14 protein-coding genes are annotated in these 15604 nt (G+C 60.2%); 4 read left to right on the top strand and 10 right to left on the bottom strand.

All coding sequences use genetic code 11. The features are described from left to right. Positions 1-9: 9 nt before the first annotated feature. The 4 genes from prmA (at position 10) to E4P32_RS18165 (ending at position 3915) form a co-directional block, all read left to right on the top strand. Positions 10-927: a 50S ribosomal protein L11 methyltransferase gene (gene prmA / locus E4P32_RS18150; RefSeq protein WP_116436608.1), complete on the top strand. Its 918-nt coding sequence runs from the start codon at positions 10-12 to the stop codon at positions 925-927. Positions 928-1009: 82 nt separating this feature from the next. Beyond that, the gene (locus tag E4P32_RS18155) at positions 1010-2293 is read left to right on the top strand and encodes a DUF3426 domain-containing protein (RefSeq protein ID WP_116436609.1); all 1284 of its coding nucleotides are present in this window, start codon (positions 1010-1012) and stop codon (positions 2291-2293) included. Positions 2294-2383: 90 nt separating this feature from the next. Then, on the top strand, positions 2384-3319 hold the full coding sequence (locus E4P32_RS18160) for a carbohydrate kinase family protein (protein ID WP_116436610.1): 936 nt from the start codon (positions 2384-2386) through the stop codon (positions 3317-3319). Positions 3320-3366: 47 nt separating this feature from the next. Next, positions 3367-3915, top strand: a complete 549-nt coding sequence (locus E4P32_RS18165) for a peroxiredoxin (protein WP_116436611.1) — start codon at positions 3367-3369, stop codon at positions 3913-3915. 98 nt (positions 3916-4013) lie between these two features. Here the strand turns inward: E4P32_RS18165 and E4P32_RS18170 are convergent, their stop codons facing one another. The 10 genes from E4P32_RS18170 to E4P32_RS18215 form a co-directional block, all read right to left on the bottom strand. After that, positions 4014-4556 carry a YggT family protein gene (locus E4P32_RS18170; protein WP_053201110.1) on the bottom strand — a complete coding sequence of 181 codons (543 nt, stop codon included), beginning with the start codon at positions 4554-4556 and terminating at the stop codon, positions 4014-4016. Positions 4557-4791: 235 nt separating this feature from the next. Next, the gene (locus E4P32_RS18175) at positions 4792-5520 is read right to left on the bottom strand and encodes a histone H1-like DNA-binding protein (protein WP_116436612.1); all 729 of its coding nucleotides are present in this window, start codon (positions 5518-5520) and stop codon (positions 4792-4794) included. 504 nt (positions 5521-6024) lie between these two features. Beyond that, positions 6025-7215, bottom strand: coding sequence for a ribonucleotide-diphosphate reductase subunit beta (locus E4P32_RS18180; RefSeq protein ID WP_116436613.1), 1191 nt, complete (start codon positions 7213-7215; stop codon positions 6025-6027). 147 nt (positions 7216-7362) lie between these two features. Continuing rightward, a complete protein-coding gene (locus E4P32_RS18185) occupies positions 7363-10347 on the bottom strand; it encodes a ribonucleoside-diphosphate reductase subunit alpha (RefSeq protein WP_116436614.1) in 2985 nt (994 codons plus the stop codon). Positions 10348-10868: 521 nt separating this feature from the next. Next, positions 10869-11462: a 1,6-anhydro-N-acetylmuramyl-L-alanine amidase AmpD gene (ampD, locus tag E4P32_RS18190; protein WP_233526773.1), complete on the bottom strand. Its 594-nt coding sequence runs from the start codon at positions 11460-11462 to the stop codon at positions 10869-10871. 22 nt (positions 11463-11484) lie between these two features. Then, the gene (locus E4P32_RS18195; protein WP_116436616.1) at positions 11485-11760 is read right to left on the bottom strand and encodes a PP0621 family protein; all 276 of its coding nucleotides are present in this window, start codon (positions 11758-11760) and stop codon (positions 11485-11487) included. Next, the gene (gene ccsA, locus E4P32_RS18200; protein ID WP_116436617.1) at positions 11757-12572 is read right to left on the bottom strand and encodes a cytochrome c biogenesis protein CcsA; all 816 of its coding nucleotides are present in this window, start codon (positions 12570-12572) and stop codon (positions 11757-11759) included. The genes E4P32_RS18195 and ccsA overlap by 4 nt, the downstream gene beginning before the upstream one ends. A gap of 160 nt (positions 12573-12732) precedes the next feature. Further along, the gene (locus tag E4P32_RS18205) at positions 12733-13530 is read right to left on the bottom strand and encodes an ABC transporter ATP-binding protein (RefSeq protein ID WP_116436618.1); all 798 of its coding nucleotides are present in this window, start codon (positions 13528-13530) and stop codon (positions 12733-12735) included. A 1-nt stretch (position 13531) separates the two neighbouring features. Beyond that, entirely contained in the window at positions 13532-14353 is an 822-nt protein-coding gene (locus E4P32_RS18210) for an ABC transporter permease (protein WP_116436619.1), read from the bottom strand. 25 nt (positions 14354-14378) lie between these two features. Next, positions 14379-15341 carry an ABC transporter substrate-binding protein gene (locus E4P32_RS18215; RefSeq protein WP_116436620.1) on the bottom strand — a complete coding sequence of 321 codons (963 nt, stop codon included), beginning with the start codon at positions 15339-15341 and terminating at the stop codon, positions 14379-14381. Between the last annotated feature and the right edge of the window lie 263 nt (positions 15342-15604).

The following is a 15604-nucleotide window of genomic DNA, read 5'->3' on the forward strand; positions in this document are numbered from 1 at the left end:
AAGAAACCGATGGGCTGGACCGAAATTGTCATTCAAGTCACGCGCGACCAGGCGGAGGCGCTCTCCGACGCCTTGATGGAGTCCGGCGCGCTGTCGGTTTCGGTGGAAGACGCCGACGAAGGCACCGTCGCCGAGCAGCCGCTGTTTGGCGAGCCCGGCATGGAGCCGACCGAAGCGGCGTGGGAACGCAGCCGCGTGGTCGCTCTGGCCGACGTCGATGCCGATCACGCCACGATCGTCAACGACGCCGCCAAGGCCATCGGCCTGGACTTCGCCCTGCCGTTCGCCTTGCGTTCGGTGGAAGAGCAAGACTGGGTGCGCCTGACGCAATCGCAATTCGAGCCGATCCACATCGGCAAACGTATCTGGGTGGTGCCGAGCTGGCACGATGCACCGGAACCTGATGCGCTGGTGCTGGAGCTCGACCCCGGCCTGGCCTTCGGCACCGGCAGCCATCCGACCACCCGTCTGTGCATGGAATGGCTGGAGCAGCATGCAGTCAATGCTGCGACGGTGCTCGACTACGGCTGCGGTTCCGGCATCCTGGCGCTGGTCGCCAAGAAGCTCGGCGCTGAACACGTAATCGGCGTCGACATCGATCCGCAAGCGCTGGAATCGGCGCGCTTCAACAGCGAGCGCAACGCCTGCGAGGACATCGAATATCACCTGCCGGAAGCTTTCGTCCGCAGCTATCCCGAAAGCCAGACCTTCGCCATCGTGGTCGCCAACATCCTGGCCGGCCCGCTGCAACTGATGGCGCCGATGCTGGCCGGTCGCGTGGCGCCGGGCGGTTCGCTGGTGCTGTCGGGCGTGCTCGATCGCCAGGCACAGGACGTCATCGCCGCCTATGCGCCCTACCTCGAACTGAGCGTGTGGGCCGAGCACGAAGGCTGGGTCGCTCTGGCCGGCCGCGCGCCGACGGTGTAAGCATGCAGCGCGGCCTCGCCCATCGCCGATACGGCAGCGCCGGATTACCTCCGGCCTGCATAGCCCCCGACGAGGTCCGCTGATGGCGCTGGCGACCCAATGTCCCTTCTGCCAGACGACATTCCGCGTCGCCCAAGATCAGCTCAAACTGCGCGGCGGCCTGGTCCGCTGCGGCACGTGCAAGGAAGTCTTCAACGGCAACGACCATCTGGTCGCGCCGGAAATCGCCCAGCAACTGGTGGTCGCGCCGCCGACTGCCGCCCCTCGCTCCACTGAATCCGCAGAACCGCATGCGCCGCTCGGCTGGCCGCCTTTGCCCGGCTCGCCGCCGGTGCAGCCTGTGCAGGCTGCGACTGTCCCGACGCCCGCTGCGACCGAATCATCCGCGCCCGCAGCGCCGCCGCCATGGATGGCCACGGCCAATCTGTCCGCCGCCTTCGCCAGCATCGCAGCGGAAACCAACGATGCCCCCTGGGGTGCGCAGCCCGTGCAGAAGAACGAAACGCCGGACGCGGCCTCCTCTCCAGCCCCGCAAGAAATCGCACCCGAACCGGCGCCGGCTGCTTCGTTTCCGTTGCCGGGTTCGCCCACAACGGCGTCGGCCTCTGCTGACACGGCAGCGCCGATTGCCGCACCAGATGCCAGCATCAACACGCTGACACAGGCCTTGTCGTACCCGGTTCCTCAAACCTCTTCCGTCACGCTGACCGACGCCGGCGCTGCCGAAACGGAGACTGAAGCGGCAGCGATTGTCACGCCGAAACAGCGAGCTCACCAAGAAGCCGGCACGGAAGAAGAACCTGAAGAGGAAGAAACTGAGGAGGCAGAAGACGACGAAGACGCTCCCGCCTTCGTTCAGAAAGCCGAACGTCGCGAACGCCTGGGCCGGATCGTCCGCGTCGCCATGATCGTCGGCGCCGTCATCCTCGGCATCGCGCTGCTGCTGCAGGCGACCTATGTCTGGCGCAACACCATCGCCGCCTGGCTGCCGTCGACGCGGCCGTTGCTGGCTGCTGCCTGCGCACCGTTGCATTGCTCCGTGGGCCTGCCAACCAGCATCGACCAACTGGTGCTGGACTCAAGCGAACTGCAATTGGTACCGCCCAATCAGAACATCTATACCTTGTCGGCGCTGCTGCGCAACCGCGGCTATGGCGCGCAGGCATGGCCTTATCTGGAACTCACGCTCAACGACGGCGACGAAAAAGCCATCACGCGCCGCGTCTTCACGCCGCGCGAGTACCTTGCCTCGGCGAAACTGGTCGACAGCGGCCTGGCCGGCGAAGGCGAGCAACAGATCAAGCTGACCTTCGAGCTGGCCCAGCCGGCCGCATCGGGCTACCGCATTTATCTGTTCTACCCCTGATCCCTCTCCCGCCCGCGGGCCGCAACAAAAAACGCAAGGGCGACGGGATTCTTCTACAATGCTGCATTCTCAACTTTTTCAGACTACGCCATGAGTTCACTGATTTGCGGCTCGCTCGCCTACGACAACATCATGCAATATGACGGCCGCTTCTCCGAAGCCCTGCTGGCCGATCAGCTGCACAAGATCAACGTGTCCTTCCTGGTGCCCACGATGCGGCGCGAGTTCGGCGGCTGTGCCGGCAACATCGCCTACAACCTGAAGCTGCTGGGCGGCGAACCGGTGATCATGGCGACCGTCGGCCAGGACAGCGCGCCATACCTGCAGCGCTTCAAGGATCTCGGCATTTCTACCGACAACATCCGCGTGATCGACAGTTCGTTCACCGCGCAATGCTTCATCACCACCGATGCGGGCAGCAACCAGATCACCGCTTTCCATCCGGGCGCCATGACCTTTTCGCATGAGAACAAGGTCGCCGATGCCGGCGCGGTCAAGTTCTCCATCGTCGCGCCCGACGGCCGCGATGGCATGTTGCAGCACGCCGAGCACAGCGCCCAGCAGAAGATCCCGCTGATCTTCGATCCGGGCCAGGGCCTGCCGATGTTCAGCGGCGACGACCTGAAGCATTTCATTGAGCTCGCCACCTATGTCGCAGTCAATGATTACGAAGCCGAATTGCTGACCACCCGCACCGGCCTGAGCCTGGAGCAGATCGCACAACAAGTGTCCGCGCTGATCGTCACGCGCGGCGAACTGGGCGCAGAGATTTACGCCGACGGCCAGAAGATCGACATCCCTTGCGTACCGGCCGAGACCATCGCCGATCCGACCGGTTGCGGCGACGCCTTCCGCGCCGGCATGCTGTTCGGTCTGGAAAAGGGCATGGACTGGGCCACCATCGGCCGCCTGTCCAGCCTGATGGGTTCGATCAAGATCGCGTCGCAAGGACCGCAGAACCACGCCCCTACCCTGGCTGAAATCGACGACCGTTTCCACAAGGCCTTCGGCTACCGCTTCGTCTGATCGTACCCGGCGTCGCCATCGGCACGCCGCTCGTTGAAGGATTGAACATGAAACGCCTCGTTTCCACACTCCTCGTCTCATGTGCGGCATCCCTGCTGGCGACGCCCGGCGCCATGGCAGCCCTGAAAGCTGGCGACAAGGCGCCGGACTTCACGGCACAGGCTTCGCTCGGCGGCCAGGTATCGACATTCTCGCTGGCCGACGCGCTCAAGAAGGGCCCGGTGGTGCTGTATTTCTACCCGGCCGCGTTCACCACCGGCTGCACCATTGAAGCCCATTTGTTCGCCGACGCCATCGATCGCTACAAAGCGCTCGGCGCCACGGTGATCGGCGTCTCCAACGACAAGATCGAGACGCTCAACAAATTCTCCGTGAGCGAATGCCGCAGCAAGTTTGCCGTGGCCGCCGACACCGACAAGAAGATCATGAAATCCTATGACGCCGTGATGATGATCAAGTCGGACTATGCCAGCCGCACCTCCTACGTCATCACGCCGGACCACGCCATCCTGTATGAATACAGCAGCATGAATCCGGACAAGCACGTCGAAAATACGCTGCAGGCGTTGCAGCAGTGGGCTGCAAAAAAGAAGTAGGCAGACAAGACACGAAGGCAGAAACAACAAAGCCGGCGATGGTTTCCCACGCCGGCTTTGTTGTTTCTGATGTGTCTGGCATCAGATCAGAATTGGCTTTATCCGATCGACAGGATCAGCGTGCTGACGAGGCGCACCGCAATCTGCAGCAGGATCAACGCCGCCAGCGGCGACAGGTCGACGTTGCCGATCAGCGGCAGGACCTTGCGCAGCGGGCGCAGCAAAGGCTCGTTCAGCGCACGTACGAATGGCGCCAGCGGCGCATACGGATTGACCCAGCTGAAGATCGCTTCGATGATCAGCGTGGCCATGAAGCCGTAGAAAATCCATTGGAAGAAGCGCACCAGCGACAGCAGAATGATGGGTTGAAAATCAAACCCCGAGGCGAATCCCAGCGCCGCGATAATCGACAGCAGCACCACCAGGAACGCGCCGACCAGGCTGGCCCAGTCATAGCCGCCGACGCCCGGCAGGATCCTGCGCAAGGGCTTCACCAACCAGTCCGACAACTGGAACACGAACTGCCCCACCGAAGCCGGCGGGCGCACCTGCACCACCTGCATCCAGAAACGCAGCAACAGCACCCCGGCGAGCACGCTGGCGATGGCGTCAACGATCAACATGAAAATGCTATGCAACACGGTCACTCTCCATAAGAAGCTGCTTACTTGTTTACGCGATCTCCGCGCTGCGGAGGCCCTCTGGTGCACATACTAAACCATGCAGCCGTTTTCCCTATGTGGGGACGGCGAATAATTAAAAAAGACTAAGACGTTCGGTCGGTGCTCATGGTGTGGGCGAAAAAAAACCGCTGCATGAACGAATCACACAGCGGTATTTTTGCACCTGATTACTCAGGCGCCAGGCCAAATCCGATTAAGGACGTGTTGTGCCTGTTGGGAACGGCCAAGCTGCTGCCGGGTTCAGCACAGTCTTCACAGCAGGAGCTGCTGCAGCGGCTGGCTTAGCTGCCGGCTTTTTAGCCGCAGGCTTAGCAGCTGCCTTCTTGGCGACTGGCTTCTTCGCTGCCGGCTTTGCTGCTGGCTTAGCTGCTGCCTTGACGGCCGGCTTTGCAGCTGGCTTGGCGGCTGGCTTCTTAGCCGCTGGCTTGGCGACTGCCTTCTTCGCGACTGGCTTCTTCGCTGCAACTGCCTTCTTAGGAGCTGCTGCCTTCTTCGCCACTGGCTTCTTCGCTGCTACTGGCTTCTTCGCTGCGACTGCTTTCTTGGCGACTGGCTTTTTAGCGGCGACTGCCTTCTTCGCTACTGGCTTCTTGGCTGCAACTGCTTTCTTAGGAGCTGCTGCTTTCTTCGCCACTGGCTTCTTCGCTGCTACCGGCTTCTTCGCTGCGACTGCCTTCTTGGCGACTGGCTTCTTCGCTGCAACTGCCTTCTTCGCTACTGGCTTCTTGGCTGCAACTGCTTTTTTAGGAGCTGCTGCTTTCTTTGCCACTGGCTTTGCTGCTGCCTTAGCTACTGGCTTCTTGGCGGCGACTGCCTTCTTAGGAGCTGCTGCCTTCTTGACTGCAACCGGCTTTTTAGCGGCGACCGCTGGCTTCTTTGCAGCAGGCTTCTTCGCTGCTGGTTTCTTTGTTGCTGTTGCCATTTTGTTTCTCCTTCTTCACGTGATGGAAAAAATCAAGCTTGATTTAAGAAACCCGTCTGTACCATCGCGATGATGCAGGCGGATTATTCATCGGCACAAGCAAGCTTCTGCTTGCGCTAATGAATTCGGCACCAGCTGAACTGCTGCATCCCCTCATGTATGCAGCACTTCAGCTATCTTGGTTGGACCTCTGCCCCGCTTGTTCAGGGGCTCAGAGCCTCGTTTCGCGCCTTCGCGAACGCCACAACCAAAAAAAACGCCAGCGGATTACACGCTAGCGTCAGGAATACTATTCCCGAAAAACCTTCAGGTTTTTCAAAGGAAAAGCCGCCTGACCCGATTTGATCGAGTCAAGCGGCGATAACAGAGAAGATCGTTTCGGTCTTTTACTGTTCATTAAATTTGGTGAAAGCCTTCCGTTTTTGGCAGTCGGATATCTTGCAAGCTATCCGACCGCTGTGTGCCTCACAGATCTCGCTGAAGAGCATTGACGAGATGGGCACATCATTCCCAGTTAAGCGCGCCTCCGGTTTGATACTCGATGACTCGGGTTTCGAAGAAGTTGCGCTCCTTCTTCAAATCGATCATCTCGCTCATCCACGGAAACGGATTTTCTTCTTGCGCGAACAGCGGATCAAGTCCGATTTGCTGTGCGCGACGATTAGCGATGAACCGTAAGTAGCCTTTGAACATCGGCGCATTCAAACCTAGCACGCCTCGCGGCATTGTATCCTCTGCGTAACGATATTCCAACTCTACGGCGCTTAAAAACAACGATTTAATTTCGTTTCTGAATTCCGGCGTCCACAAATGTGGGTTCTCCATCTTCACCGTGTTGATCAGATCGATCCCGAAATTGCAGTGCATCGATTCATCACGCAGGATGTATTGATACTGTTCGGCGGCGCCCATCATCTTGTTCTGGCGACCCAGTGCAAGGATCTGCGTGAAGCCGACGTAGAAGAACAGGCCTTCCATGATGCACGCGAAAACGATCAGCGACTTCAGCAGCTTCTGATCATTCTCTGTCGTGCCGGTGGTGAACTGCGGATCGGTCAGCGTGTTGATGAACGGGATCAGGAACTCGTCCTTGTCGCGGATCGACTTCACCTCGTGATAGGCGTTGAAAATCTCGGCTTCGTCCAGGCCCAGCGACTCGACGATGTACTGGTAGGCGTGGGTGTGGATCGCTTCTTCGAACGCCTGGCGCAGCAGGTACTGGCGGCATTCCGGCGCAGTGATGTGGCGGTAGGTGCCCAGCACGATGTTGTTGGCGGCGAGCGAGTCGGCGGTGACGAAGAAGCCGAGGTTGCGCTTGACCAGACGGCGTTCGTCTTCGGTCAGACCGTTCGGATCTTTCCACAGTTCGATGTCGCGCTGCATGTTGATTTCCTGCGGCATCCAATGGTTGGCGCAACCGGCCAGGTACTTGTCCCAGGCCCATTTGTATTTGAACGGCACCAGTTGATTGACGTCGGTGTGGCCGTTGATGATGCGCTTGTCGGCGGCGTTGACGCGGCGGGTCACATCAACCGGCGCTTCGTCTTTGGTAACCAGAGCAGGATTCAGGGCCACGTCGGAAAACTGCGGACGTGCATTTACGGCGGCCGATTGCAATTGAGGCTGAGGCGTTTGCGAGGCGCGTGGCGCGGATGGTGCCGGCGTCGCCTTCACTTCATCATCCCAAGAGAGCATTTTTTGATCCTTTACTTTATTTACTTTTGACGTCCCGGCGCGGCCGGGATGTGACTTATGACATTGATTCAGGCGACGCGTTCATCTTCCGGAGAAGACTGCCGCCGGACTTGCCGGCGGCGGTTGCCTGTAGTTACTGCGTTTTGATTACTGGCAAGCTTCGCACTCTTCGAAACCATCATCGCCGGGACGCAGGTAGCATGCTTCGCCGTCGGCTTCGACTTCTGCCGCCGCCACGGTTGCCATGCTCGCCGCAGACGCCGTCATCGATGCCGGCGCCGCTGCAACTGCAGCCGCAGCCGCTGCGCTATGGCTCATGCCGCCGTCCACCGCCACCGCGTTCAGCGCGCCGGTCTTGGAAGTCGACTTCTCGGTATGCGTCGCGCCGATGGTGCGGAGGTAGTACGTGGTCTTCAGACCGCGCAACCATGCCAGCTTGTAAGTTTCGTCCAGGCGTTTGCCCGAGGCGCCGGCCATGTAGATGTTCAGCGACTGCGCCTGGTCGATCCATTTCTGACGGCGGGATGCTGCTTCCACCAGCCAGGATGGTTCGACTTCGAAGGCGGTGGCGTAGATGTCGCGCAGGTCTTGCGGGATGCGGTCGATCTTGGCCAGGCTACCGTCAAAGTACTTCAGGTCGGAAATCATGACTTCGTCCCACAGGCCGCGGGCCTTCAGGTCGCGCACCAGGTACTCGTTGATTTCGGTGAATTCGCCGGACAGGTTCGACTTCACATACAGGTTCTGGTAAGTCGGTTCGATGCAGGCCGACACGCCGATGATGTTGGAAATCGTTGCGGTCGGTGCGATCGCCACGCAGTTCGAGTTGCGCATGCCGAACTCCTTGATGCGGCCGCGCACGATCGACCAATCCATGGTTTCGGACGTATCGGCTTCCAGATAACCGCCACGCTCTTCCGCCAGCAGCTTCAGGGAGTCCTGCGGCAGGATGCCGCGATCCCACAGCGAACCACGGTAGGAGCTGTAACGGCCGCGCTCTTCCGCCAGTTCGGTCGATGCCAGGTAAGCGTAGTAGCAGACAGCTTCCATCGAACGGTCGGCGAATGCCACCGCGTCCATCGATGCGTAAGGTACGCGCTTCATGTGCAGGCAGTCCTGGAAGCCCATGATGCCCAGGCCGACCGGACGGTGGCGCAGGTTCGAGTCACGCGCCTTCTTGACCGCGTAGTAGTTGATGTCGATCACGTTGTCGAGCATGCGCATTGCAGTGCGGATGGTCTTTTGCAGCTTGGCGTGGTCGATTTCACCGTTGACCAGATGGGCCGGCATGTTGACCGAACCCAGGTTGCAGACAGCGATTTCGGATTCGTTGGTGTTCAGGGTGATCTCGGTGCACAGGTTCGAGCTGTGGACCACACCGACGTGTTGCTGCGGCGAACGGATGTTGCATGGGTCCTTGAAGGTGATCCATGGGTGGCCGGTTTCGAACAGCATCGACAGCATCTTGCGCCACAGGTCCAGCGCGGCGATCTTCTTGAACAGCTTCAGTTCGCCGCGTGCGGCTTTGGCTTCGTAGCCGATGTAGGCTTCTTCGAAGGCACGGCCGAACTTGTCGTGCAGGTCAGGCGCATCGGATGGCGAGAACAGAGTCCAGTCGCCCTTTTCCATCACGCGCTTCATGAACAGGTCGGGGATCCAGTTGGCGGTGTTCATGTCATGCGTACGGCGGCGGTCGTCGCCGGTGTTTTTACGCAGGTCGAGGAATTCCTCGATGTCCATGTGCCAGGTTTCCAGGTAGGCGCAAACCGCGCCCTTGCGCTTGCCGCCCTGGTTGACCGCGACGGCGGTGTCGTTGACCACTTTCAGGAACGGCACCACGCCTTGCGACTTGCCGTTGGTGCCCTTGATGTGCGCGCCCAGCGAGCGGACCGGAGTCCAGTCGTTGCCCAGACCGCCGGCGTACTTGGCCAGCAGCGCGTTTTCCTTGATGGCTTCGTAGATGCCGTCCAGATCATCGGCAACGGTAGTCAGGTAGCACGACGACAGTTGCGAACGCAGGGTGCCCGAGTTGAACAGGGTCGGTGTCGAGCTCATGAAGTCGAACGACGACAGCAGGTTGTAGAACTCGATGGTGCGCTCTTCGCGGTTGATTTCGTTGAGCGACAGGCCCATCGCGACGCGCATGTAGAACGCTTGCGGCATTTCGATGCGGGTGCCCTGGATGTGCAGGAAATAACGGTCGTACAAAGTTTGCAGGCCGAGGTAGCCGAATTGCAGGTCGCGCTCAGGCTTGATGGCATCGGCCAGCTTGACCAGATCGAACTGGGCCAGCTTGGAGTCGAGCAGGTCGGCGGCGATGCCCTTCTTGATGTACTTGGCGAAGTAGTCCAGGTATTCAGCAGGCGCGTCAGCTTGCGCGACTTCCTTGCCGAACACTTCTTTACGGATGGTGTGCATCAGCAGGCGCGCGGTGACCTGGCTGTAGGCCGGGTCTTTTTCCATCAGCGCGCGGGCAGCCAGGATGGCCGACTTGTGCAGCTCTTCCACCGGCACGCCGTCGTACAGGTTCTTGACGGTTTCGGCCAGGATGGCGTCGGCGTCAACGTGCTTTTCCAGACCGACGCAGGCAGCGGTGATCAGGGTGCGGACTTCGTCGAGGTCCAGCAGGCGGCTCTGGCCGTCTTCCACCACGTGCAGTTGCGGTGCGGCGAAATCGCTCTTGGCGGCGCTGCCTTGTTGCTGGGCGCGCTCTTCCATGCGCTTGGCGCGGTACAGCACGTAGGCGCGGGCGACGTCGTGTTCGCCGGAACGCATCAGGGCCAGTTCGACCTGGTCCTGGATGTCTTCAATATGGAAGGTGCCGCCGGTCGGCTGGCGACGCACCAGGGCCGAGACGACGCTGTCGGTCAGCTGCTCGACCATTTCGCGCACACGCGCCGAGGCTGCACCCTGGCCGCCGTTGACGGCGAGGAACGCCTTGGTCACGGCAATCGAAATCTTCGATGGTTCAAAGCCAACCACCGCGCCGTTGCGGCGGATGATGCGGTATTCGCCCAAACCGGAAATCGGCTTGATCAGCTGCGATGGCGCGGCTTCGTCATGATTGCCTGCGGTGGGGATGACGCCAAAATCTGCGGGGGATTTAGCGGAAATTTCTTGAGTAGAGCGCACTGAGCCTCCTAAAACTGTGATTGATGGGCAGCAAAAACTGCCCGCGTTGCCAATAGAACCTTCTCTCTATATAGATACCGAAACGGAGAGAGGTTCACGAAATACCGGGAACAGGACAACACCAATGCCGCTGCCTGAGTGCAGCCGCCTGGTTGCTACCTGTTCCGAACTGTTAAATGAATCTGAGAAAACTTGAGAAAGCCTGAAAAATCTGAGAAAGCCTGAGATGAGAGGACTGCCGAGACATCGTTTGAATTGTTGCTTGCCTCAAGACCCGTCACCTTCAATGGAGCCCAACCGTGAAGCCAACCTTGCCGAATCTGTCCGGGCCCCTCTTGAGAGCCTGATCCGGCGCTTTATACCTACCGCAGCGAACCGTGAACAGCTACTTCCAACCCGAAGAACGACTAAAGCTTTACTTACCAAAAACACTACATCTAGTCCCAAAGGAATGATTGAGACTAATTCTAGTGTCTGGCATCGTCAGATGCAACCGCTATTTCTGGATATTTTTATATGTTTTACGCTTGACTTCCGCTGCCCCCAGCAGGGAAGCGCAATTGCGCTTGTTCTGCAAGGCAATAGAAATTTTTCCGGAATCTCGCCCAGTCAAAAAATGGACCGGGGTCGGTCTTGCGACCGGGAGCGATGTGCTCGTGACCGGCAACATCGGCCAGCGGATAGCGTAGTCGCAGGGCGTCGGTGAGCGCCGCCAACACCTCGTACTGAAGGTCAGTGAAGGGTTCGAAGTCAGTTCCTTCGAGCTCGATGCCGATGGAAAAGTCGTTGCAGCGCTCGCGTCCGTTGAAGCTGGACACGCCGGCATGCCAGGCGCGGTCGTTGGCCGAGACGAACTGGATCAGAGCGCCGTCGCGCTGGATCACGAAATGGGCCGACACCCGCAAGGGACGCAGCTGGTCGAAATACGGATGGGCATCGCAATCCAGCTGGTTGCAGAACAGGTCGCCGATGAAGGATCCGCCAAACTGGCCCGGCGGCAGGCTGATGTTATGAATCACCAGCAGCTCGGCGGCCACACCTTCGGCGCGCGCGTCAAAGTTGGGCGACGGCTGGCGGTGCGCCTGGCTGCACCAGCCGTCGGCGGCGATGTCCATGACCGGCGCCGGCGTGTTCATCTCAGGACGAGGCCAGACGCAGGTGTTCTTCGCTGCAGAACACGGTGCCGGCAGCGTTGCTGATGGACTCCGAAGCCGGGAAATGAATGCCGCAATGTGCACATTGCACCATGGCCTCGATCTGTTGCTGAGGCTCGTTGCGCTTGCGCGCGAACGGATTGCGGCGCGCGCCTTCGCGGTCCGGGGAAGAGGCGGCGCCGGCCGCCATGGATTTCTTGGCGCGCTGGAACCAGACCACGACCGCCAGGGCGATCACCAGCCAAATGAGATATTTCATACGAGGATCCGATGCAGCACGACTTCAAGCACGAAGCGGCTGCCGACATAGGCGAGCAGCAAAATGGCAAACCCGGCGAGGGTGAAACTGAGCGCGGTGCGACCGCGCCAGCCTTGCCATTTGCGTCCCGCCAGCAATAAACCGAACAGGCCCCAGGACAACAAGGTGAAGATCGTCTTGTGATCCCACCGGAACGCCTTCTGGAACAACTGCTCGGAGAACACGACGCCCGACAAGACTGTCAGGGTCAACAAAACGAAACCGAATGCAATCAGGCGAAACAGGATTTTTTCCATCGTCAGCAGTGCCGGCAAGCGGTCCAGCGCGATCGAGAACCAGCCCGGCTGCGCCGCGCCCATCTTTGGACGCGTATGCAGGCGCGACTCCTGCAGCACCATCAGCACGGCGTGGAAGGCCGCGATGGTCAGCGTGCTGTAGGCCAGGATGGAAATCGCGATGTGCCAAAGGAACCAGTCGGACTTGCCGGCCAGCTCAACCATGTTGCCCGGGAACACGCTCGGCAGGATCACCGCCACCGCCGCCACCGGCAGCACCAGCACGCGCAGGCTGTCGAGCGAGAAGTTGCGGTTTTCCAGCCAGTAAGCCGCCACCGAGACCCACATCGTGGCCGACAGCATCACCGCAAAGCCGACGCGCACGGCGTCGGGAGCAAACATGTCGTAGACCAGGGCGCCGCCGTGCAGCAGCCATCCGATCACCGTCCCGAGGGAAATCGGCAGACGCCGCTCGGAAGGCAGGAAGGCGCAGCCCAGATAGAGGAGCGCAGCCAGAATGAAAAAATAAGTTTGCATCGACTAAGTTTACACCATGTCGTCACTTCGCTGACTGCGGGAGGGGCGGCAAAAAGGCGCCGAAGAGAGCCTAGCGCACTTACCGAAAGGCAAATGCAACCCCACTCTATTGCTTTGGCACGTAACAATAGAGTGGGGGCAAAACAGCAAAAAACAATGCTCAGTCGACGGCGGCGGCGCGCATCTCGTCGTGATGATGGCGCTGCTGCTCTTCCATGACCAGTTGGCCGAGTTCGCGCTTCAAGGCGTTGAACTCGGGGTCGGCCGGATCGCGCAGGCGCGGCAGCGTGACCGTGATGTCGCGCTTGATGGTGCCGGGACGATAGGTCATGACAACGATGCGGTCGGCCAGGTAGATGGCTTCTTCGATACTGTGGGTGACGAAGACGATGGTCTTCTTGAACTCGTCCCAGATGCGCAGCAACTCGTCCTGCAAATTGCGTCGCGTCAGGGCGTCGAGCGCGCCGAACGGTTCATCCATCAGCATGATCGGCGAATCCAGCGCCAGCACGCGGGCAATCGCCACGCGTTGGCGCATGCCGCCGGACAGGTCCTTGGGGAAACGGCTGCGGAAATCGATCAGGCCCAGCTTGTCCAGCAGTTGCGTCACGCGCGCCTGGATCTCGGCCTTGCCGACGCCCTTGATTTCAAGGCCGAAGGCGACGTTCTGCTCGACCGTCATCCAGGGGAACAGCGCGTATTCCTGGAACACCATGCCGCGATCCGGCCCCGGCTCGGTGACCAGTTTGCCGTCGGTGGTGATGCTGCCGCTGCTGGGCAGGGCGAAGCCGGCGATGGCGTTGAGCAAGGTCGACTTGCCGCAACCCGACGGGCCCAGCAGACAGACGAACTGGCCGTCCGGGATGTCGAGATTGATGTCCTTCAAGGCCACCACTTCGCGCTCGTCGCTTTTGAAAACCTTGTTGACGCCGGTAATGACGATTTGGGATGCGTTCATGTCAGCTCTCCAGTCCGCGATGCCAGCGCAGCATGTAATTATTCAGGCGGCTCATGCCAAGGTCGATCGCCAGGCCGAGCAGGCCGATGGTGATCATGCCGGCGATGATCTTGTCGGACCAGAAGTACTCGCGCGCTTCCATGATGCGGAAACCGAGGCCGTTGCTGACCGCGATCATTTCGGCCACGATCACCACGATGAAGGCGGTGCCGATGCCGATGCGCACGCCCGACAGGATGTACGGCACGGCGGCCGGCAGCATCACGCGCACGAACAGCGTGCGCTGGCTGGCGCCGAGGTTGCGCGCCGCGCGCAGGTAAATGCTGTCGACCTGGCGCACGCCGGCAATGGTGTTCATCAGCACCGGGAAGAACGCGCCCAGCGAAATCAGAAACAGCGCCGGCGGATTGCCCAGCCCGAACCACAGGATCGCCAGCGGGATGTAGGCAATCGGCGGAATCGGACGGATCACCTGCACCGTCAGATTCATCAGGCGATAGACACGTTGGCTGGAACCCATCAGCAAACCCAGCGGCAAGGCCAGACCGGCGCCGATCAGGAAACCGACCACCACGCGATACAGACTGCCGATGGCGTCCATCAGCAACTCGCCGGAGAACAGCCAGGCCAGCCAGCTGCCCTCGGCGGGGTCATACGGTTTCAGCGGTGCGGCGTACTCGAACCACTTGTGCACCACCGCCCACGGCGACGGCAAAACCAACGGATTAATCCAGCCCAGTGAAGACGCCGCCTGCCAGATGGCGATCACCGCCACCGGCACCAGCAATCCCTCCAGGGCTCCCCCAATTTTTTGTTTTGCCATCGCTGTTTCCTTGTTACTTGACGAATTACTTCAGGTTCATGCTTTTCTTGGCTTGCTCCAGCAGATCGGTTTTCACCCAATCCTTGGCGACCGGCGGCTTGGCCATCTTGCCCGTGCCGTACTTGGCCATGGTGTCGGTGGTGATCTGGATATGCTCGGCGGTGATGTCATAGGCGTAAGGCGAATTGCCGATGGCGTCGTAGAAGTCTTCCTTGGTGATCTGGTTCTTGAAGATGACTTCACGCACGTATTTCTCGGCGGTTTCCTTGTTGTCGATGAAGGTCTTGGTCGCCTCCAGGAAACAGCGCATGAACTTCTCGGCCAGCGGACGCTTCTCTTTGTAGAACTTCTCGGTCATCACCATGGTGCGCACCGGCTCGCCGATCGGGGTGTCGTACGGCTTCATGACTTCGACGCCGTAGCCCTTGTTGATCGCCTGCGAAGATTGCGGCTCGCTCTGCATCATGGCGTCGATGTTCTTGCCCAGCAGCGCCTGGTTGAGGTCGGCGAACGCCAGGTAGACGATGGTCACGTCCTTGGAAGTCAGGCCGTTCTGGCCGAGTTCGGCGTCGAGCAGCACTTCATGGATACCGCCGCGGGTGACGCCGACCTTCTTGCCCTTCAGGTCCTTGACCGACTTGATGTTGGAATCCTTACCTGCCACCAGACGCGCGCCGCCCTTGGCGAAACCGGCCACAACATAGATCGGCGCGCCGTTGGCACGGCCCGAAATGGCGGCTTCCGAGGCGGTGGTGCCGACGTCGAGTTCACCCGCGAGGATGCCCTGCATCACGTCGGGGCCCTTGGCGAAGACTTTTTCGTCGACCTTGATGCCGCATTTCGGGGCGATTTCCTTGATATAGGACACCGCGCCGTAGTGGGCGAATTTGAGGTTGCCGAGGCGGATCACTTCCTGTGCGCCTGCGCTGAAGGAAGCGCCTGCCGCCATGATGGCGACTGCCGCCGCCGCGATGAGTTTCTTGTGCATCTCTCTCTCCTGTCGTTATGTTTGCGCCGCGAGCGAAGTACGCCGCGGGTTGATATGCGCCTTCCTCGTGGGAAGAACCGTCCATTCATGTTGTGCAAGGCCACTGTATACACAAATCCTGCAGCGAGAACAATACCGTACTTTCCCCTACTCTTGCTCAAGCGCGGGCAGGGATAGCCGCTAAGGCGCGGTGCGATCGGGTAAAATGGCGGTTTGCGCCCGGACGATTTTCGCCCGAATTTTTCAGCGCGGCCCGCGCCCAT

Source organism: Herbaspirillum sp. 3R11 (genome assembly GCF_004563925.1).
Lineage (GTDB): Bacteria > Pseudomonadota > Gammaproteobacteria > Burkholderiales > Burkholderiaceae_D > Herbaspirillum.

Bases quoted from the DNA above. Each gene is read 5' to 3' on its own strand.
- E4P32_RS18180 (WP_116436613.1), bottom strand. From the start codon at position 7,215: ATGCTCTCTTGGGATGATGAAGTGAAGGCGACGCCGGCACCATCCGCG.
- E4P32_RS18205 (WP_116436618.1), bottom strand. From the start codon at position 13,530: ATGAACGCATCCCAAATCGTCATTACCGGCGTCAACAAGGTTTTCAAA.
- E4P32_RS18215 (WP_116436620.1), bottom strand. From the start codon at position 15,341: ATGCACAAGAAACTCATCGCGGCGGCGGCAGTCGCCATCATGGCGGCA.
- E4P32_RS18155 (WP_116436609.1), top strand. From the start codon at position 1,010: ATGGCGCTGGCGACCCAATGTCCCTTCTGCCAGACGACATTCCGCGTC.
- prmA (WP_116436608.1), top strand. From the start codon at position 10: ATGGGCTGGACCGAAATTGTCATTCAAGTCACGCGCGACCAGGCGGAG.
- ampD (WP_233526773.1), bottom strand. From the start codon at position 11,462: ATGGACATCGCCGCCGACGGCTGGTGCAGCCAGGCGCACCGCCAGCCG.
- E4P32_RS18195 (WP_116436616.1), bottom strand. From the start codon at position 11,760: ATGAAATATCTCATTTGGCTGGTGATCGCCCTGGCGGTCGTGGTCTGG.
- ccsA (WP_116436617.1), bottom strand. From the start codon at position 12,572: ATGCAAACTTATTTTTTCATTCTGGCTGCGCTCCTCTATCTGGGCTGC.
- E4P32_RS18160 (WP_116436610.1), top strand. From the start codon at position 2,384: ATGAGTTCACTGATTTGCGGCTCGCTCGCCTACGACAACATCATGCAA.
- E4P32_RS18175 (WP_116436612.1), bottom strand. From the start codon at position 5,520: ATGGCAACAGCAACAAAGAAACCAGCAGCGAAGAAGCCTGCTGCAAAG.
- E4P32_RS18165 (WP_116436611.1), top strand. From the start codon at position 3,367: ATGAAACGCCTCGTTTCCACACTCCTCGTCTCATGTGCGGCATCCCTG.
- E4P32_RS18210 (WP_116436619.1), bottom strand. From the start codon at position 14,353: ATGGCAAAACAAAAAATTGGGGGAGCCCTGGAGGGATTGCTGGTGCCG.